Consider the following 17,780-nt stretch of genomic DNA (forward strand, 5'->3'; position numbering starts at 1 on the left):
CTATTCTTGCCGGCGCGACTATAGTCTGGGTCTATGGCCGTGTCGCCGGACGCCCTCGCCGCGTTCGCGGTGTTCGCCGATCACCTCAACTTCACCCGGGCGGCGGAGCGGCTGCGCATCTCCCAGCCCGCCCTGCACGTGAAGATCGGGAAGCTGGCGCGGGAGCTGGGCCGGCCGCTGTATCACCGGGTCGGGCGGCGGCTGGTGCTCACCGCCGACGGCGAGGCGGTGGCCCGGTTCGCCCGCGCGCACGACGAGCGGCTCGCGCAGTTCCTGGCCGAGTTCGCCGGCGACGCGCCGCACCGGCCGGTCGTGCTCGCCGCCGGCCAGGGTGCCTACCTGTACCTGCTGGGCGACACGATCCGGGCGGTGCTCGCCGAGGAGCCGACCCGGCTGCGCCTGATCAACTGCGACCACCGGCAGATGCTCGCCGCGGTGCGGACCGGCCAGGCGCACCTCGGGGTGAGCGTCCTGGACGTGCTGCCCGAGGACCTGACCGTGGCGGAGCTGGCGACGTTCCCGCAGATGCTGTTCGTGCCCGAAGGACACCGGCTGGCCCGGCGCAGGACCGTCGGGCTGCGTGACCTGGACGGCGTGCGCATGGTGGTGCCGCCGCAGCACCGGCCCCACCGGGTGCTGCTGGAGCAGGCATTTCGGTCCGCCGGCGCCGGCTGGACGGTCGCGGTGGAGGCCGAGGGCTGGCCGTTGATCGCGCAGTTCGTCGCGCTCGGCGTGGGGCTGGCGGTCGTCAACGGCTGCGTGCCGCCGCCCGCGGGGGTCGTCGCCCGTCCGGTCCGGGACCTGCCGCCTATCACGTATCACCTGGTGCATCAACCGGCAGCGATGTCAGACCCGCGAGTCACCGGGATCGTGCAGCGCATTCTTTCCCGCGCCTGAAAATTTCACGGTTCAGGATTCCTGCAACAAACCTGCACATCAGAACCCTTGTCGCGGAGGAAAGCGCTTTCCTAGTATCGGGTTCCGCCGATGCTTCACACCCCCACCCGGAGGCTTCGAATGAGCTCAAAGACCCGAACACCCCGCCGCCTCGCGCTCCGAGCCGGCGTGGCCGCGGCCGCCACCGCCATCGTCGGCACCGCGGTCGGCGTCGCCCTGTCCACGCCGGAGGCGTCCGCGGCCACCGGTGGCGTCACCGGCTTCGCGACCCAGAACGGCGGGACCACCGGCGGCGCCGGCGGGCAGACGGTCCGGGCCACCACCGGCACCGCCATCCACGCCGCGCTGTGCAACCGGGCCAGCAGCAGCACCCCGATCATCATCCAGGTCGAAGGCACGATCAACCACGGCAACACGACCAAGGTCTCCGGCAGCAGCTGCAACACCGCCGCCGACAAGATCGAGCTCAAGGAGATCAGCAACGTCACCATCATCGGTGTCGGCGGCGGCGCGGTCTTCGACCAGCTCGGCATCCACATCCGCGACTCGAGCAACATCATCATCCAGAACGTGACGGTCAAGAACGTGAAGAAGTCCGGCTCCCCCACGTCCAACGGCGGCGACGCCATCGGCATGGAGAGCACCGTCCGCAACGTCTGGGTCGACCACGTGTCCCTGGAGGCGTCCGGCGGCGAGTCGGCGGGCTACGACGGCCTGTTCGACCTCAAGGACGACGTGCAGTACGTGACGCTGTCCTACAGCACGCTTCGCAATTCGGGCCGGGGCGGCCTCATCGGCTCCAGCGAGAGCGACCGGGGCAACAGCTACATCACGTTCCACCACAACTCGTACACGAACATCGACTCCCGCACGCCCCTGCTGCGCGGCGGCATCGCGCACATCTACAACAACTCCTACGTCAGCCTCAACGAGTCCGGCATCAACTCCCGGGCCGGCGCGCGGGCGCGCATCGACAACAACTACTTCAAGAACTCCAAGGACGTCATCGGCACGTTCTACACCAGCGAGGCCGGCTACTGGCAGGTCGCGGGCAACATCTTCGACAACGTGACCTGGTCGCCGAAGGGCACCGACACCAACCCGGCGGGCCCGAACCCGACGTCCAACACCAGCGTCAGCATCCCGTACAGCTTCCCGCTCGACCCGGCCAGCTGCGTGCCGGACGTCGTGAGCCGCACCGCGGGCGCGAACAAGGGCCTGCAGGTCTCCAACGGCAGCTGCACGCCGACCAGCCCGACCGGCGGTCCGACCTCCGCCGGGCCGACCTCGTCGTCGCCGCGTCCGTCCTCCCCCGGCCCGTCCTCACCGGGACCCACGCAGGGCGGCACGAACCTCAGCATCGGCGCCGGCTCCGACGGCTCCAGCAAGGCCGACGGGACCAGCTACGGCGACGTCCGCGACGGCAGCATGAGCACGTTCTGGTCGCCGTCCGGCACGACCGGCTCCATCTCCATCAAGTGGGGCTCGGCCACCGCGATCTCGCGCATCAACATCCGCGAGGCGTCCGGCGCGGGCGGTGTGATCCGCAACTGGCGCGTGCTCAACGGTGACACGGGTGCGGTCCTCGCCTCCGGTACCGGCGCGGGCGTCATCACCTTCACCCGCACCTCGCTGAAGAAGGTCACCTTCGAGATCACCAGCGCCACGGGCACCCCGAAGGTCGCCGAGTTCGAGACCTACGCCTGATCCCTGGGTATCGCTGATCCACGGCGGGGCCGGATCCGTCCGGCCCCGCCGTGCGGTCTTCGCACGTCCAGCCCCCGCCTACCTGTCGTCGCTGGGCGAACCCCGATCCCCTGAGGCTCCGGGTGGCCGAGGTGCGTTGAGGTCGTACCGCACGCCGGCCATGCGGATCAGGAAGCAGACCGCCGCTGCCGCCAGCGCAGCCGGCACGCCGTAGAAGCCCGCCCGGACGGCGGTGACGGTGATCGCGGCGCCGACCAGCGCGGGAATGGCGTACAGGTCACTGTGCAGCACCGACGGGATCCGCCGGACGAGCATGTCGCGGATCGTGCCCCCACCCACCCCCGTCACCGTCCCGAGCAGGACCGCGGGCGCGACGCCGAGCCCGAAGTCCAGGGCCTTGCCGGCGCCGATGACGGCGAAGACGCTCAACCCGACCGCGTCGAGCACCACGATCGGTGTCTCCAGGCGATGCAGCCGCCGGCTGAGGGCGAACGCGACCAGCGCGCCGACCGCGGCGAAGGCGAAGTAGCGCCAGTCGCGGAACGTCGCCGGCGGTAGCGAGTCGATGAGGACATCGCGGATCACCCCTCCACCCAGAGCGGTGATCATGCCGAGCGCGACGACGCCGACGACATCGAGCCGTGCCGTGCGCACCGCGGTCAGCGCACCGTTGAGCCCGAAGGCGAAGGTGCCGGCGAGGTCCAGGACGAGCAGCACCGGCGGTTCAAAGGTCACGCCCGCCCGCATACCCCGGCGCTGAGGGGGAAGTGCGCGCTGAGCGAGCGAACCACCTTCAGCGAGCGAGCGAACCACGGAGAGCCCCATGACCGCGGACACCTCGACCGGGACCGTCGTCGTAGCCGGACGATGCTGGGACGGACGGGCCGAGGCGCCATCCGGCCACACCGAGGTGCTGGTGCACCGCGGCCGGATCGCCGAGGTCGGCGCGCGGGTCTCGGGTGGCACGAGGCAGGTGGTCGACCTCGGCGACCGGATGCTGCTGCCCGGCTTCATCGACTGTCACATCCACACCACGGTGGACCCGTCCGCCCTGCTCACCGCATTCGTGGCCGACCCGGCCACGGTCATCGCCCTGCGTGCCCTGCCGGTGCTGCGGGATCTGCTCGACCGCGGCTTCACCACGGTGCGCGACCTGGCCACCTTCGCCACCGAACCGATCACCATCCACCTCCGCGACGCCATCGCCGAAGGCCTGATCGCCGGGCCACGCATGCTCGTGGCCCCACACCTGATCTCGGCCCGCGCGGCCCACGGGGACATCTCCACCCTGCTCGCACCCGAACACGGCCACGAGATCGGGGTGCTCGCCGACGGGCCCGCCGCCGTCACCCGCGCAGTTCGCGAAGAGATCCGGGCCGGTGCGGACTGGATCAAGTTCGGGGCCACCGGCGGGTTCGGCACACCCACCGACGACCCAGGGCAGGCCACCTACACTTCTCAGGAGATGGACGCCCTGGTGGCCACCGCCGCCGACCTGGGCGTCCCGTGCACCCCGCACGCCTACGGCGACGAGGGCGTCGCCCGTGCCGTGCGGGCCGGGGTGCGCTCCATCGAGCACGGCAACCTCGCCTCCGCCGAGACCCTGGCGCTGATGCAGGGACGCGGGGTGTTCCTCGTGCCCACCCAGTTCATGGTCTCCGACGCGCTGGAGCACCTCGACGACGACGAGTACTGGCTGGGCAAGGACCCGGCCGAGCGGGCGAAGTTCCGCCGGTACACCGATCAGCTGCGCGACAGCGCCCGCAATGTGGCCGCCAGCGAGGTGCGCGTCGCGTTCGGCACCGACGCCGGCATGTTCCCGCACGAGCAGAACTGGCGGGAGTTCCCCGCCATGGTCCACACCGGCATCAGCCCGCTGCGGGCGCTGCGCGCCGCGACCAGCACCGCCGCCGACCTCCTGCGGCGGCCCGACCTCGGCCGGATCGCGCCCGGCGCCACCGCCGATCTGATCGCCGTGCCCGGAGACCCGTTCGACGACATCGACGCCACCGGGGCCGTCGACTTCGTCATGCACGACGGCGCCGTGCACCGCCCGATCGACGCACCGTGACGGACTGCCGTTCCGCCGGAATCCACCTGCCTCGGAGTGCGCGACCGGCAGGTGCCGGTCGCTGCGAGGTCGGCAATTCGGGACCTTCCGGCTGTCGTTCGAGTCGATAGCATCGATCGTCACCACGGCGCTTCCTCCCGGCGGCGCGCCAGGGCCGCTGGTCGAGCAGGGCAAGGTCGACGGGTGGAAGACGGTCACGCGCAAGGGGGTCGAGGAGTTCGCGAATCCGCCGTCGGCCGGGACTGCGGTCAACATCGCCCGTGGCAGCCTCGCCGGCGGCGCCCGGCAGCTCGACCTCGCGGTGGACACCTACGCCGCGGCGGTCAAGGCCCCGGAGGCCGACCGGGCGGCGCTGCTGGGCCTCGCCGGCCGCCAGCGTGACCTGGCGGTAGCCGGCTGGTCGGTCGGCGCCACGCAACTCGACCAGCTCAACGTCGACATCGGCCGGGGCCATCAGCACGTCTTCCTGCCGTCCGCTCCCGGTCAGGAGGCGATGACCTCGGACGACTCGAAGGAAGGCGAGTGACCCGTCACCCGGGGTCGCGTGAGTGAATCCGCAGGCCGGGTTCATGCCTCCTTCGGAAGGTTCGGCCGTCGATCCCGACATGTCGATCATGTCGTAGGCTGCGTGCCGGTTGAAGGTCACCGTCCCTGGGGGTCCGGCCCGTCCATGAACACCATCCATCCGTCGGTGGCTCGTGTCGCCGCCGCGTGCCGCGCGCTGGTCGACGCGCGCTGGTTCACCGTCGCCTCGTTCACGGTGATCGTCATCAACGCGGCGGTGCTCGGCCTGGAGACCTATGACGGTGCGCACCGCGCCGCCGCTGACGTGCTCCGGGCCGTCGAGTACGGCTGCATCGTGTGCTTCGCGGCCGAGCTGCTGGTGCGGTTCGGTGCGCAGCTGCCGGCGCCGCGGGCGTTCTTCCGCGACGGCTGGAACCTCTTCGACCTGTTCATCCTGCTCTCGCCGCTGCTGCCGGGGGTGCGGGAGAACGTGACCGTGCTGCGCATGCTGCGGCTGGCCCGGATCGTGCGGACGTTCCGGCTCTTCCCGAGCCTGCGGGTCATCCTGGTGGGCATCCGGCGCAGCCTGCCCGGCCTGGGCAGCTTCCTGCTCGTCACCGTCCTGCTGCTGTACGGCTACGCCATGCTCGGCTGGATGATGTTCGCCGACGCGAACCCCGCCCGCTACGGCACCGTCGGGCAGGCGATGCTGACCCTGTTCCTGCTGCTGTCCCTCGACGGCATCACCGACACCCTGCAGACCGGTCGCGCGGTCACCGAGTGGGCGGTGCTGTACTACGTCTCCTACATGGTCGCCGCCTGCTTCCTGCTGACCAACCTCCTCGTCGGCGTCGTGCTCAACGCGCTGCAGGACGCTCACCAGGAGGAGCGTGACACCGCGAACGCCGCCCCCGCCCCGGCGGAGGACCCCGCCGAGCAGCCCGGAGCAGCGACGGTCGCGGCGCAGCTGGCATCGTTACGAGCGGCCGTCGACGCCCTCGAGCAGCACCTCGCCCGGCCGGTCGCCACGGCCGACCCGGACGCACTGGTCCCGCGCCGGCAACCGGCGACCGGCGACGCACCTGGCTGAGGCCGGCACACAAACCCCACCGCGGCCGGGTCACCGGGCCGGGCGGGTGTAGCGGTGCTTGACCTGCGGCGGGAAGTACTCGGGGTCGCCGGTGGGGCGCAGCTCGACCCGCGGCGTCTGGTAGGCGGCCGGCACGTAGTTGGCGAACTCGCTGTTGAGCCGTCGCAGCTCCGCGCGGATCGCGCCGGCCAGCAGCTCGGCCCTTCCGGGGTCGCCGGTCTCGCCCTGCGCGAGTTCCGCCACGACGGACAGGTGACGCTCCTCGTCGCTGTCGGAGAGCACCTGCAGGACGAACTTGCCGGTGACCCAGTCGCTGATCCCGTCGCGTTCCAGCGCGACGGTCACGTTCTCCGGGTAGATGTTGGCGCCGAAGTACGACACGGTGAACAGCGACCGGCCGAACACCCATACGAACGGCAGCCGCGGAGCGGCGCTGCCGTCCAGGCCGGCCGCCGGGTCGAAGCCCAGGCCGGCGCAGTACGCGAGCATCGCCTCGTGTGACAGCAGGCCGCCCTCGTCGGCGATGTGGTAGCGGATCAGCGGGATCCCGCCGTCGCCGGTGAAGAGCAGCGTGCCCTCGTGGGTCTCGAAGTAGCGGGTCGCCGGGTCGTACTGCACGAGCGTCGGCAGCCGCGGGTCGCCGAACAGCGCGCGGGCGGCGTCGGGGCGGCCCGCGAGGAACCGGCGGATCGCCACGCTCAGCGGGGTCTCCGTGCCCAGGACGCCGGCGTCTGCGGTGCCGTACAGGGAGACCGAGTCCGACAGCGGGTCCGCCATGCCGGCCCTGGCGCCGACGAGCGTGCGCCACTCCTCGCTGAAGACCTCACCGGCGAGCAGCAGCTTGATCGCGTACGCGGGCCAGTCGACGCCCCGCTCCCGCCCTGCGTCCACGACGTTCTTCACGAACGGCGGGTACCCGGCCAGGACCACCTGCTCGAACTGCGGCCCCAGCTCCTGGACGACCCGCAGGATCTCGTCGACGTTGTTGCCGGGCGTCGCCACCGTGACCGGGTAGCCCTTCGCGGCCAGGTGCCGGCAGGCGGCGGCGGTGTACATGCCGCCGACCCACGAACCGAGCGCGAAGCACACCACGACCAGCGTGCGCCGGCGGTCGGCCCGGAAGCTGCCGACCAGCGCCTGCTCGAACCGGCGGGCGACGACCAGCTCGTCCAGCACCGAGCGCGGCCACACGGTCGGCTGCCCCGACGACCCGGACGACACGGCGACCGTCTCCGCGCCGTCGAGCGTCCCGCCGCGGCACAGCTCCGGCAGCGGAAACCTGCGGTGGTAGTCGGCCTTCGTCAGCAGCGGCACCCGCGCGAAGTCGGCCGCCGTGGCGACGCCGGCCGGGTCGACGCCCCGCTCCCGCAGGAACGACCGGTACGCGGGCACGCTCGCGGCGACCTCGTGGAACAGCCGCACCGCCCGCTCGGCGCCGTCCTCCGCCGCCGCCGCGCCGGGTGGGGCCTCGTAGAACTCGCGCAGGCCCGCCAGGACCCGCTGCGCCCTGTCATCCACTGTCCGCACTCCGTCCGCACTCCGTCCGCTGCAGGCCCGGCCGATTGTATTGGCGGGCCCGGCGATCATTCGGCAGACTCGACGCCGTGCGGGCGCGGCGGGGCGGGGTGTACCTCTTGGGCTCGCTGCTGTCCGGGGTCGTCACCGTGCTCGCGCTGCCGCTGCTGTGCGTGCCGCGGCTCGCCCGGTGGTGGGCGGGCTGGCACCGCGACCGCGCCCGGCGGCTGCTCGACCCGGCGGCAGGGGCGCGCCTCTCGCCGCGAGCGGCGTGGGCGGACGCGGCGACGGGTCGGACTGCCGGCGCCCTGCTCTGGCTGCCGGTGAACGCGGTCACCGGCGTGGTGTTCGGGCTGCCGGCGCTGCTGTGCGTGGGCAACATCGTGGTCGCGCTGATCGCCACGCCGCTGTGGTGGGCGTTCGGGTACGCGGACCGGCCGCGGCTCTTCATCGACGTCCCCGTCACCGGCTGGGCGACGGCCCTGACCCTCGGCCCGCTGCAGATCGTCCTGCTCGCCGCGGTGGCGTACCTGGCCTTCCCGCCCGTCGCCCGCCTGCACGCCCGGATCTGCGTGGCGGTGCAGTCGCGCCCGGCGGACGAGCAGCTCGCCGAGCGGGTCGCGGTGCTGACCCGGACCAGGGCGGACGTGCTCGACGCGCACGGCGCCGAGCTGCGCCGGATCGAGCGGGACCTGCACGACGGCACCCAGGCCCGGCTCGTCGCCATCGCGATGCGGCTGGCCGTCGCCCGGCAGGCGTTCGCCGAGCGGCCGCGGGACGAGCAGTTCGTGGAGGGACTGCTCCGGGACGCGCACGAGGGCACCGAGGAGGCGATGGCCGAGCTGCGCGAGGTGATCCGGTCCGTGTACCCGCCGATCCTCGCTGACCGGGGGCTCGACGGCGCCCTGACGGCCGTGGTGACCCGCTGCGGCGTGCCGGCCCGGCTGGACATCGGCGACTTCGAGCGGGTCCCGGCGGCCGTCGAGGCCGTCGTCTACTTCGCCGTCGCCGAGGCGCTCACCAACGTCGCCAAGCACAGCGGCGCGACCGCGGCCGGTGTCCGGGTCGGCCGCACCGCGGACCGGCTGACGGTGGTGGTCACCGACAACGGTGCCGGCGGCGCCGACGAGCGGCGGGGCACCGGCATCGCCGGGATCCGCCGCCGGGTGCTCGCGCTGGACGGCACCGTCGTCGTCGACAGCCCGGCCGGCGGGCCGACGACCGTGACCGTGGAGCTGCCGTGCGGGTGGTGATCGCCGAGGACAACGTGCTGCTGTCCACCGGGCTGGAGCTGCTGCTCGGCCGGGCCGGTTTTCAGATCGCGGCCGTCGCGCAGGACGCGGACGGGTTCCTCGCCGCCGTGCGGGAGCACCGCCCCGACGTGACGATCGTCGACGTCCGGCTGCCGCCGACGTTCCGCGACGAGGGGATCCGGGCCGCCCTGCAGGCCCGGCGGGAGCACCCCGGGCTGCCGGTGCTGGTGCTGTCGCAGTACGTGGAGCAGCAGTACGCCGCGGAGCTGCTCGCGACCGCCGGCGGAGGCGTCGGCTATCTGCTCAAGGACCGGGTCAGCCGGGTCGACGGGTTCGTCGACGCGCTGCGCCGCGTCGCCGACGGCGGCAGCGCGATGGACCCGGAGGTCATCGCCCAGCTGGTGCAGCGCGCCGGCGACCCGCTCGACGCCCTCACGCCCCGCGAGCGCGAGGTGCTCGGGCTGATGGCGCAGGGGCTCGACAACACGGCCATCGGCGCGCGGCTCGTCATCACCGACAACGCCGTGCACAAGCACATCGGCAACATCTTCGCCAAGCTCGGCCTCGCCGTCACCGACAGCGGCCACCGTCGGGTCCTGGCCGTCCTCGCCTACCTCAACGCCGCCGGCCGGTGAGCGCCGGGAGCCGCGGCGTTCACGAGCGGGCACCGATCGCGTCGACCGGCGCCGGCCGCATGGCGACCCGGGTCGACGTCATGACGGCCGCCCAGCCGAGCAGCGCCGCGACGGCGACGATCCCCCCGTACATCAGCGGCGGGACCGACGGGATCAGCGTCCCGGTCAGTGCGAGGCTCGTGCCGGCCAGCGACGGGAGCACGGCCAGCGTCCCGAAGGCCACCGCGGCCACGACGACGATCCTCGTCTCGCCGCGCATCATCGCGCGCACCTGCCCTGGGGTCGCGCCGACCAGGCGCAGCAGCGCGAACTCGCGGGAGCGTGCCGCGGTCGCCATCACCAGCGAGTTCACCACCGCGATCGCGAGGTAGCCGAGGAGCACCGCGTTGAGGGCGAGGCCGACCACCGACTCGCCGGCAGTGGCGTCCTGTCGCGCGGCGACGAACGAGTCCCGGTCGCCGACCCGGACCGTCGGCAGGTCCCGGACCGCGGACCGCAGCGCGTCGCCGACCGCCCGGCCGTCGGTGCCCGGCGCCGCCGCGACCAGCACCGCGAGGTCCAGCCGGTCGGTGGTGTGCGCCAGGACGAGGTCGTGCGGCAGCGTGACGTCGCCGAGGCCGAGACCCCGCTCGTAGATCGCCACCACCGTCGGCGTGACGGGCGTGCCGTCGCCGAGCCGGAGGTCGACGGTGCCGCCGAGCGTCGCGCCGAGGGTGCCCGCCGCGATCCGGCTCAACGCCACCGTGTCGCCCCGCAGGTCCCCGACGTCGCCCTCGATCACGCCGAGGTCCAGGGTCTCGGCGAGCCGGTCGCCGGTGACGCCCTGCGCCGCGTAGCCGCGGATCTGGCGGTCGTCGCCGGACCCGAAGAAGGCGAGGGTCCGCGTCCGCACGACCGGGGTCACCACCGCCACTCCCGGCACGTCCCGCAGCCCGGCGGCGACCTCGGGCGACACGCCCGCCGAGGTCGCGGTGACGACGTAGCCGGCGCGCAGCCCGTCCTCGGCCTGCTCCTGGGCGGCCGCGCTCGCGGTGGTGCCGCTGAAGAGCTGCCCGGCCGCGAGGGTGACGCCGATGATCAGCGGGGTGGTCGCCGCGGCGAGCCGCCGGGAGTTGGCGCGCGCGTTCGCGGTCGCGAGGAACCCGCTGACGCCCGACCCGCGGCGCAGCCAGGGGGTCAGGGCGCGCACGGCGCCGGTGAGCAGCCGCGGCCCGAGCAGCCCGACGGCGAAGATCAGCAGGAACGCCGAGAACGCGGCACCCTCCACGCCCCCTTCGCCGGGCACCCGCAACGGCGGCACGATCGCCATGGCCAGGCCGGCGGGGACGAGCAGCAGGCCGGCGGCCAGCCGGACCCGGCCGAGCCTGGGCGGCTCCACGACGGCCTCGCCGAGGGCGTCGACCGGCCTGAGCCTGGCCGCGCGCCGGGCCGCGAGCCAGCCGCCCAGGCGGGCGCCGGTCAGGGACAGTACCGTCGCCGCCAGCAGCGGCAGGGGGCCGATCGACAGCTCGAAGTCGTCCGGCACCGCACCGGCGCGGGCGAAGACGCCGCGCAGGAGGAAGGCCAGCCCGACGCCTGGGACCACGCCGAGCACCGCGCCGAGCGTGCCCACCAGCATGGTCTCCGCGGCGATCATGCGGAGCACCTGTTTCGGGGTCGCGCCGATCGCCCGCAGGAGCGCCAGTTCCCGCAGCCGCTGCCGTACGGACAGCGCGAGGGTGCTCCCGACGACGACCATGATCACCACGACCATGCTGCCGCCGAACGCCAGCGACAGTTCGGTGATGAACGACCGCGTCCCGCCGATGTCGGGGAACTCGGCCTCGCCGCGGTCCTCGCCCGCGTAGACGACCACACCCGGGACCGCCTTCCCGACGGTGCGTGCGAGGTCACCGGCACCGGGAGCGGCCAGCACGCCGATCGCGTCCACCCGGTCCGGCCGGCCGGTCAGCTCCCTGGCCCGCTCGTCGGTGAAGAAGACCGCGGCCTGCCGGCCTCCGGACCGCCCCGCGATGCCGGTCACCCGGTACGTGGTCGTGTTCGAGCCGACCGCGAGCCGGACGTCCGCGCCGACGGCGACGCCGGCCCGGTCGGCCAGCGCGGCGTCCAGCACCACGTCCCGCGGACCGGCCGGCGCCTGCCCGGCGCTGATCGTGACCGGGCCGAGGACGGCGGATCCCCAGCCGTGCCCCAGCACCGGGCGCCCGCCCGGCCCGTCCACCGTCACGTCGGCCGTCGCGTCTGCTGTCACGAAGCTCACCGCGACGCTCACGTCGGCGACCGCCGCCCGTACACCGGGAACCCGCGCGATCTCCGCGACCGTGGCGGCCGGCAGGGTGGCCCGTTCAGCGAACCTCGGGTCGACGTCGTCGGCCACCGGCAGCGCCTGCGGGGCTCCCACCACGACGTCGGCCGCCCGGTAGCGTTCGGTGGGCGCCCCCGAGCGCTCGCTGCTCTCCAGCAGGATCCCGCACGCCGTGATCACCGCCGCGCCGGACGCCACCGCCACGAACGCCGCGACGAACCCGCCCTTGCGGTCCTTGACCGTGCTCCAGGCCAGCGACACAGCCAGCGACACAGCCAGCGACAGCGTCCGGCGGCTCACGCGTCCCCCAGGTGCGTCAGTCGCTGCGCGATCCGCTCCGCGGACGGCCGGTGCAGCTCGCCGGCCAGCTTCCCGTCAGCGAGGAAGACCACGGTGTCGGCCTGCGCCGCGGCGACCGGATCGTGCGTGACCATCAGCACCGTCTGCCCGAGGTCGTCGACGACCCGCCTGAGCAGCTCCAGGACCTGGCGGCCGCTGCGGCTGTCCAGCGCGCCGGTCGGCTCGTCGGCGCACACCAGGTCCGGCTGCGTGATGAGCGCCCGGGCGACCGCCACCCGCTGCTGCTGGCCGCCGGAGAGACCGCTCGGCCGCCGGTCGTGGTGCTCGGCGAGCCCGACCGCGGCGAGGACGCCCGCCAGCCGCCCGCGGTCGACCGGCTTCCCGGCCAGCCGGAGGGGCAGCGTGACGTTGTCCGCCACGCTCAGCGCGCCGAGCAGGTTGTACGCCTGGAACACGAACCCGATCCGGTCCCGGCGCAGCTCGGTCAGCTCGGTCTCGGACCGGCCGGACAGCACCGTGTCGCCCAGCAGCACCTGACCGGACGTCGGCCGGTCCAGGCCGGCCGCGCAGTTGAGCAGCGTGCTCTTGCCGGATCCGGACGGCCCCATGACCGCGGTGAACGTCCCGCGCGCGAACCCGGCCGTCACCCCGTCGAGCGCCCGCACCGCGTGCCTGCCCGCCCCGTACTCCTTCGACACCGCGTCCAGCCGCACCGCGTACCCCGCTGTTGATCTCATGTCCTCCGATGCTAGGAACGGCGCCGACCTGCGCCGATACCCCGCACCACCGCATCCGTGGTACAGCTGGCTGTAGTGCCGCTGGGGCGTGAGCCGGACGACGTCGTCCGCGGCGGGGTGGGCTCGTAAGGTGATGGCATGCCTGGAAGTGGTCTTCACCAGAAGCTGGCGGAGGCGCGGTCCGGTGTCCTGCTGTTCAGCCTGACACCGCCGCGGCGCAGCGAGAGCGAGGAGCGCGTCAAGGAGATCGCCGCGGTGACGCTCGACCGGCTCGCCGGGCTCGACGTCGACGGCCTCATCCTGTACGACATCGACGACGAGTCGGACCGCAATCCCGACGAGCGGCCGTTTCCGTACCTGCCGACGATGGACCCGGCCGTGTTCCACGCGGAGCACCTCGGCGGCTGGGACAAGCCGGCCATCATCTACCGCTGCGTCGGCAAGTACCACGAGGACGACCTCGCCGACTGGCTGCGGCGGGCCGACACGAGCCGGGTCCTCAGCGTCTTCGTCGGCGCGTCGTCCGGCGACAAGTCGGTGCGCACCGACATGCGCCGCGCCCACGCCGTGCGGCAGGAGGTCCGCCCCGACCTGCCGCTGGGTGCGGTGGTCATCGGCGAGCGGCACGCCCGCGGCGGCGACGAGCACCTGCGCATGCTGGCCAAGCAGGACCGCGGTTGCTCGTTCTTCGTCTCGCAGGTGGTGTACCACGTGAACGAGACCAAGAACCTGCTCTCCGACTACTTCTACGCGTGCCGGGAGCGTGGCACGGCGCCGCGCACCATCGTCTTCACGCTGTCGCTGTGCGGGTCGCTCAAGACGCTCGAGTTCGTCCGCTGGCTGGGCGTCGACGTGCCCCGCTGGCTGCAGAACTCGATCCGCTTCGCCGACGACCCGCTCGCCGAGTCCTACCGGCAGGCCATGGCGATCGCCCGGGACCTCGCCGACTTCTGCGAGCACCTCGGCATGCCGTACGGCTTCAACGTCGAGAGCGTCTCGATCCGCCGCGCCGAGATCGAGGCCACGATCCGCCTGGCGGCCGACGTCGCGGCGCTGCTGCGGGAGCGCCGTTGACCGTTGGCGGCGCCGGGCAGCGCCTCGCCGGCGGGTTCGACAACGGCGCGGTCCGCGTGGGCGACACCGTCCGGCGCGCCGCAGGAGTGTGGACGCCGGCCGTACACTCCCTGCTGCGGCATCTGGAGACCGCCGGGTTCGACCGTGCGCCGCGCGCGCTCGGCCTCGACGACCAGGGCCGGGAGGTGCTGTCCTTCCTGCCCGGCACCGTCGTCGGCGCGCGGCGGCCGTGGCCCGGCTGGGTGCACAGCGACGACGCGCTGCGGCAGGTCGCCGGCTGGCTGCGCGACTACCACGCCGCCGTCGCGACGTTCGTGCCGCCGGACGGCGCGGTCTGGCGCGACGGGATGGCGGAAGGGGTCCGGCGGGCCGCGGCGGCCGGGGACGCCACGTTCGTGCGGATGCTGGCGCACGGCACCGACGCGACGCTGGAGACGGCGGCCGCCGAGCTCGCCGCGTTCTAGACCGTCAGGATGCGGTCCAGCAGCTGGTGGTACTGCAGGATCGTGTCACGCATCCCCTCGGTGCTGTCCGAGGACCGGGCGTTGGCGCGTTCGAGCTGCTCCTCGCGGTCGTGGACGCTGGCGGACAGGGCATGCACCGCGTCGTCGACCAGCTGGCGCGCCTCGGTGACGCTGCCGCGCGGGTCCTCGACGAAGTGGGTCTGCACGTCGTGCCAGCGCTGCCGGAACTCGTCGGCCTTGTCGGTGTCCCAGATGCTCAGGTCGCGGGCGCCCTCCGGCTGCGGTGCCGCCGTGCCCCCTGGCGCGCCCGCCGTGGTGGTCGCGGGCGGCGGCGTCGCGGGCGGCGTCTGGAACGCCCCGGTCGGCCGCGGTTCCTGAGCCTGTTCCCTGGGTGCGTAGTCGCCTCGTCCCCCGGTTGCGTAGTCGTCCCGTTCCCTAGGTGCGAAGTCGTCCCGTTCCCTGGGTGCGTAGTCGTCCCGTTCCCTGGGTGCGTAGTCGTCTCGGGTCACGGTCGCGCCTCCTTACATCCCTGCGTCTCAGCCATGTCCCTGCGGTCTCAGCCGTTTCGCCGCGGCCTCGGTCGTTTCGCCGCGGTCTCAGCCGTTTCGCCGCGGCCTCGGCCGTTTCGCCGCGGCCTCAGCCGTGCCTGGGGATCGGCCGGCCGCCGCCCGAGGTGTCGCCGAGCAGCTCGGCGAACAGCAGGCGGTAGTGCATCAACGCCTGGCGGAGCTGCTCCGTCGACGCCTGGCCGCGCTCGTTCACCTGGTTGATCTCGTGGGCCTCGCGATAGTGGCCGAGCGTCTCGGCGTGGTCGACGCTGAGGTTCTGGACGCGCGCGTCGAAGTCCTCGGTCGGGTATCCGCGCTCGTGCATCACCATCGTCACCAGTTCGTCGGCCTCGCGGGTCGCCGCCTCCGGCTCCTCCACGAAGTGGGCCTGCATGCGCTCCCACTGCTCCGCGTACCGCTGCCGCTGCCGGGGATCGAGCTCCTTGAGCTCCAGCTCGTCGTGGCGGCGCTGGCGCTGCTCCAGGTCGCGTTCGGCCGCACGGCGGCTCGGCTGCTCGCCGACCGCCCGGTCGTACTCGGGCCCGAACTGTCGCTTGAGCTCGCTGGTGCGACGGTGCCGCCCGTAACTGACCACGATGAGCGCGACGATGAGGACCACGATCACGACGACGGCGATGGTCAGGGCTGTGGTTGAGGACATCACGAATCCCTTCCGAAGTGGCCGGATCCGACGCTACTGCGGCGCGGAACGGGTCGGCCTCACCCTCTCGCGGACGGCTTGTGTGGGCTCGTCGAGGCCGGGTAGTGCGCGGGCATGAACACTCCCTCTGATGCCTGGAAGTCGGCGGTCACCGTCGTGCAGGAGGCGAAACCGCCGTGGATCCCGGCTGACCCGCACGTGATGACGGTCGTCGTGGAGTTCCCGCCCGGCGACCCCGGCACGCCGCCGCACCGGCACCCCGGGCCCGCGTTCGGTTACGTCCTCGAGGGCGAGATGGTGTTCGAGCTGCAGGGTTCGCCGGCACGGGTGCTGAAGGCCGGGGAGGCGTTCTGGGAGCCGGGCGGCGACGTCATCCACTACCAGGACGGCAACAACCGCGACGACATCCCGCTCCGCTTCACCGTCACCATGTTCTGCACACCGGGCGAGCCCATGCTGACGCTCGTCGACCCGTCCGAGCTCTGACGCTTCGTCGCTTCGTAGGGAGGACATCATGCACATCGCCGTGATCGGCGGCACCGGCCGCATCGGCTCGCAGGTGGTCGACATCCTCACCTCGCGTGGCCATCGGGCCGTGCCGCACGCACTGTCCACCGGTCTCGACCTGCTCTCCGGCCGCGGCGTCACCGAAGGCCTCCGCGGCGCCGACGTCGTGGTCAACGTGACCAGCTCGCCGACGTTCGACGACAGGGCGGCGGCGTTCTTCCGCACCACCATGGACAACCTGCTCCGCACGGCCGTCGCCGAGGACGTCGGCCACGCGGTCCTCCTGTCGATCGTCGGCGTCGACCGCGTGCCGGAGCTCGCGTACTACCGGGCGAAGACCATGCAGGAGGACATCCTGAAGTCCGCCCCGGTGCCGTACTCCATCGTCCGCTCCACCCAGTTCTTCGAGTTCATCGACACGGTGCTGTCGTGGACCTCCGACGAGCGCACCGTGCGCCTGCCGGCCACCCCGATCCAGCCGATCGCCGCCGCCGACGTGGCCCGCGCCGTCGCCGACGTCAGCGTCGGCGAGCCGCTGCGGGGCACCCGGGACGTCGCCGGCCCCGAGGTCTTCACCCTCGACGAGCTGGGCCGTATCGTCCTCGCCGCCCACCACGACACCCGCACGGTCGTCACGGACGCATCGGCCGGCATGTTCGCCGCCGTCCCGGGCGACGCCCTCATCCCCCGCCCCGGCGCCGTCATCGCCCCGACCCACTTCCGGGACTGGTCCGCCCGCGTCCCTGTCCGCTGAACCGCCGCCAGAACGCCGCATCCGGATCGCACTCGACCGCCGCGCGCGCCTCCACCGGCCGCGCGGCGGCCTCCGCGCGGCGGCCTCCGCGAGCCGGCCTTCCCGGATGAGCCGGGCCGCCCGCTACGAGTCACCACGGACGCGTCGGACCGCTCGGCGCCGGTCACCCGGAATGTCGCTTTCGGGGGACGCGGGACCTGGCCGCTGGCATGATCGGACGCGTGGAGGAGGGGCCGCCGATGGCACCGGCGACGGTCAGGGACCGGGCCGTGGCGCGGCTCATCGACACCGGGGTGCTGGCCGGCGCGGTGCTGGTGCTGGGGCTGGCGGTGCTGCTCCTCGGGGACGGCAGCCGGTTGCCGGCGATGCTGGCGGTGCTGGGCCTCGGGGTGCTGTGCGGCTACGAGTTCGTGATGCTCGGCGCGTACGGCGAAACCATCGGCAAACGGGTGATGTGGCTGCGGGTCGTCCGGCTCGACGGCGACGAGCCCGGCTGGGGCTCGGCGTTCAGCAGGACGTTCTTCCTGACCATCGCCGGCTGCCTGTCGTGCGGCCTCGGCGGGCTGCTGTTCTACCTGTCCCCGCTGCTGGACCCCGGACCGTGGAAGCGCGGCTGGCACGACCATGTCGCCGCCACGGTCGTCGTCTCCGTCCGCCCGGCCGGGTCCGTGACTGGGACGGACCTGGTGGCGCACGGCGAGTCGCGGTGGCGCGGTCTCACGAGGCGGGCGCTGGGACGATGACGCCGGTGGCGGGCG

Annotated in this window: 18 protein-coding genes; 12 read left to right on the forward strand and 6 right to left on the reverse strand. The window is 73.1% G+C overall.

What is annotated here, in order from left to right; translation table 11 throughout:
* The first annotated feature begins 33 nt into the window (after positions 1-33).
* Positions 34-897 (forward strand): LysR family transcriptional regulator, encoded by an 864-nt coding sequence (locus tag ACFY3L_RS24615; RefSeq protein ID WP_389328316.1) that lies wholly within the window; start codon positions 34-36, stop codon positions 895-897.
* A gap of 120 nt (positions 898-1,017) precedes the next feature.
* A complete protein-coding gene (locus ACFY3L_RS24620; RefSeq protein ID WP_389328319.1) occupies positions 1,018-2,604 on the forward strand; it encodes a polysaccharide lyase family 1 protein in 1,587 nt (528 codons plus the stop codon).
* A gap of 78 nt (positions 2,605-2,682) precedes the next feature.
* On the opposite strand, the gene ACFY3L_RS24625 is transcribed toward ACFY3L_RS24620, so the two are convergent.
* Positions 2,683-3,339 (reverse strand): trimeric intracellular cation channel family protein, encoded by a 657-nt coding sequence (locus ACFY3L_RS24625; protein ID WP_389328322.1) that lies wholly within the window; start codon positions 3,337-3,339, stop codon positions 2,683-2,685.
* Positions 3,340-3,427: 88 nt separating this feature from the next.
* Between ACFY3L_RS24625 and ACFY3L_RS24630 the strand changes: the two genes are divergently transcribed.
* From ACFY3L_RS24630 to ACFY3L_RS24640, 3 genes are all read left to right on the forward strand, one after another.
* Positions 3,428-4,675 carry an amidohydrolase family protein gene (locus tag ACFY3L_RS24630; protein WP_389328325.1) on the forward strand — a complete coding sequence of 416 codons (1,248 nt, stop codon included), beginning with the start codon at positions 3,428-3,430 and terminating at the stop codon, positions 4,673-4,675.
* A gap of 301 nt (positions 4,676-4,976) precedes the next feature.
* Positions 4,977-5,201, forward strand: a complete 225-nt coding sequence (locus ACFY3L_RS24635; protein WP_389328328.1) for a hypothetical protein — start codon at positions 4,977-4,979, stop codon at positions 5,199-5,201.
* A 144-nt stretch (positions 5,202-5,345) separates the two neighbouring features.
* Positions 5,346-6,269, forward strand: a complete 924-nt coding sequence (locus tag ACFY3L_RS24640; protein WP_389328331.1) for an ion transporter — start codon at positions 5,346-5,348, stop codon at positions 6,267-6,269.
* Between the two features lie 30 nt (positions 6,270-6,299).
* Here the strand turns inward: ACFY3L_RS24640 and ACFY3L_RS24645 are convergent, their stop codons facing one another.
* Entirely contained in the window at positions 6,300-7,787 is a 1,488-nt protein-coding gene (locus ACFY3L_RS24645; protein ID WP_389328334.1) for a phenylacetate--CoA ligase family protein, read from the reverse strand.
* Positions 7,788-7,873: 86 nt separating this feature from the next.
* Here ACFY3L_RS24645 and ACFY3L_RS24650 point away from each other — a divergent pair, with 86 nt between their 5' ends.
* Together ACFY3L_RS24650 and ACFY3L_RS24655 are read left to right on the forward strand one after the other, a co-directional pair.
* Positions 7,874-9,037, forward strand: a complete 1,164-nt coding sequence (locus ACFY3L_RS24650; RefSeq protein WP_389328337.1) for a histidine kinase — start codon at positions 7,874-7,876, stop codon at positions 9,035-9,037.
* Positions 9,025-9,672 carry a response regulator gene (locus ACFY3L_RS24655; RefSeq protein WP_389328340.1) on the forward strand — a complete coding sequence of 216 codons (648 nt, stop codon included), beginning with the start codon at positions 9,025-9,027 and terminating at the stop codon, positions 9,670-9,672. Before ACFY3L_RS24650 ends, ACFY3L_RS24655 begins: the two co-directional genes overlap by 13 nt.
* Positions 9,673-9,691: 19 nt before the next feature.
* Here the strand turns inward: ACFY3L_RS24655 and ACFY3L_RS24660 are convergent, their stop codons facing one another.
* Positions 9,692-12,250: an FtsX-like permease family protein gene (locus ACFY3L_RS24660; RefSeq protein ID WP_389328343.1), complete on the reverse strand. Its 2,559-nt coding sequence runs from the start codon at positions 12,248-12,250 to the stop codon at positions 9,692-9,694.
* Between the two features lie 23 nt (positions 12,251-12,273).
* Complete coding sequence (locus tag ACFY3L_RS24665) at positions 12,274-13,014, reverse strand: ABC transporter ATP-binding protein (protein WP_389328346.1); 741 nt, start codon at positions 13,012-13,014, stop codon at positions 12,274-12,276.
* Between the two features lie 138 nt (positions 13,015-13,152).
* Between ACFY3L_RS24665 and ACFY3L_RS24670 the strand changes: the two genes are divergently transcribed.
* Together ACFY3L_RS24670 and ACFY3L_RS24675 are read left to right on the forward strand one after the other, a co-directional pair.
* Positions 13,153-14,088, forward strand: coding sequence for a methylenetetrahydrofolate reductase (locus ACFY3L_RS24670; RefSeq protein WP_389328350.1), 936 nt, complete (start codon positions 13,153-13,155; stop codon positions 14,086-14,088).
* Positions 14,085-14,552 (forward strand): hypothetical protein, encoded by a 468-nt coding sequence (locus ACFY3L_RS24675; RefSeq protein WP_389328354.1) that lies wholly within the window; start codon positions 14,085-14,087, stop codon positions 14,550-14,552. The genes ACFY3L_RS24670 and ACFY3L_RS24675 overlap by 4 nt, the downstream gene beginning before the upstream one ends.
* On the opposite strand, the gene ACFY3L_RS24680 is transcribed toward ACFY3L_RS24675, so the two are convergent.
* Together ACFY3L_RS24680 and ACFY3L_RS24685 are read right to left on the reverse strand one after the other, a co-directional pair.
* Complete coding sequence (locus ACFY3L_RS24680; RefSeq protein ID WP_389328357.1) at positions 14,549-15,061, reverse strand: hypothetical protein; 513 nt, start codon at positions 15,059-15,061, stop codon at positions 14,549-14,551. The genes ACFY3L_RS24675 and ACFY3L_RS24680 overlap by 4 nt on opposite strands.
* Positions 15,062-15,188: 127 nt before the next feature.
* Positions 15,189-15,761, reverse strand: coding sequence for a hypothetical protein (locus ACFY3L_RS24685; RefSeq protein ID WP_389328360.1), 573 nt, complete (start codon positions 15,759-15,761; stop codon positions 15,189-15,191).
* Positions 15,762-15,875: 114 nt separating this feature from the next.
* Here ACFY3L_RS24685 and ACFY3L_RS24690 point away from each other — a divergent pair, with 114 nt between their 5' ends.
* From ACFY3L_RS24690 to ACFY3L_RS24700, 3 genes are all read left to right on the forward strand, one after another.
* Positions 15,876-16,247, forward strand: coding sequence for a cupin domain-containing protein (locus ACFY3L_RS24690; RefSeq protein ID WP_389328363.1), 372 nt, complete (start codon positions 15,876-15,878; stop codon positions 16,245-16,247).
* Positions 16,248-16,275: 28 nt separating this feature from the next.
* Positions 16,276-17,022, forward strand: a complete 747-nt coding sequence (locus tag ACFY3L_RS24695) for an SDR family oxidoreductase (protein WP_389328366.1) — start codon at positions 16,276-16,278, stop codon at positions 17,020-17,022.
* Positions 17,023-17,243: 221 nt separating this feature from the next.
* Positions 17,244-17,765 carry an RDD family protein gene (locus tag ACFY3L_RS24700; RefSeq protein WP_389328369.1) on the forward strand — a complete coding sequence of 174 codons (522 nt, stop codon included), beginning with the start codon at positions 17,244-17,246 and terminating at the stop codon, positions 17,763-17,765.
* Positions 17,766-17,780: the final 15 nt, after the last annotated feature.

The organism is Dactylosporangium sp. NPDC000521, assembly GCF_042898305.1.
Lineage (GTDB): Bacteria > Actinomycetota > Actinomycetes > Mycobacteriales > Micromonosporaceae > Dactylosporangium.

What these genes read in the sequence shown, in the direction of transcription:
- ACFY3L_RS24640 (WP_389328331.1), top strand. Translation starts at nt 5,346, where the DNA reads ATGAACACCATCCATCCGTCGGTGGCTCGTGTCGCCGCCGCGTGCCGC.
- ACFY3L_RS24695 (WP_389328366.1), top strand. Translation starts at nt 16,276, where the DNA reads ATGCACATCGCCGTGATCGGCGGCACCGGCCGCATCGGCTCGCAGGTG.
- ACFY3L_RS24670 (WP_389328350.1), top strand. Translation starts at nt 13,153, where the DNA reads ATGCCTGGAAGTGGTCTTCACCAGAAGCTGGCGGAGGCGCGGTCCGGT.
- ACFY3L_RS24685 (WP_389328360.1), bottom strand. Translation starts at nt 15,761, where the DNA reads ATGTCCTCAACCACAGCCCTGACCATCGCCGTCGTCGTGATCGTGGTC.
- ACFY3L_RS24690 (WP_389328363.1), top strand. Translation starts at nt 15,876, where the DNA reads ATGAACACTCCCTCTGATGCCTGGAAGTCGGCGGTCACCGTCGTGCAG.
- ACFY3L_RS24665 (WP_389328346.1), bottom strand. Translation starts at nt 13,014, where the DNA reads ATGAGATCAACAGCGGGGTACGCGGTGCGGCTGGACGCGGTGTCGAAG.
- ACFY3L_RS24615 (WP_389328316.1), top strand. Translation starts at nt 34, where the DNA reads ATGGCCGTGTCGCCGGACGCCCTCGCCGCGTTCGCGGTGTTCGCCGAT.
- ACFY3L_RS24620 (WP_389328319.1), top strand. Translation starts at nt 1,018, where the DNA reads ATGAGCTCAAAGACCCGAACACCCCGCCGCCTCGCGCTCCGAGCCGGC.
- ACFY3L_RS24630 (WP_389328325.1), top strand. Translation starts at nt 3,428, where the DNA reads ATGACCGCGGACACCTCGACCGGGACCGTCGTCGTAGCCGGACGATGC.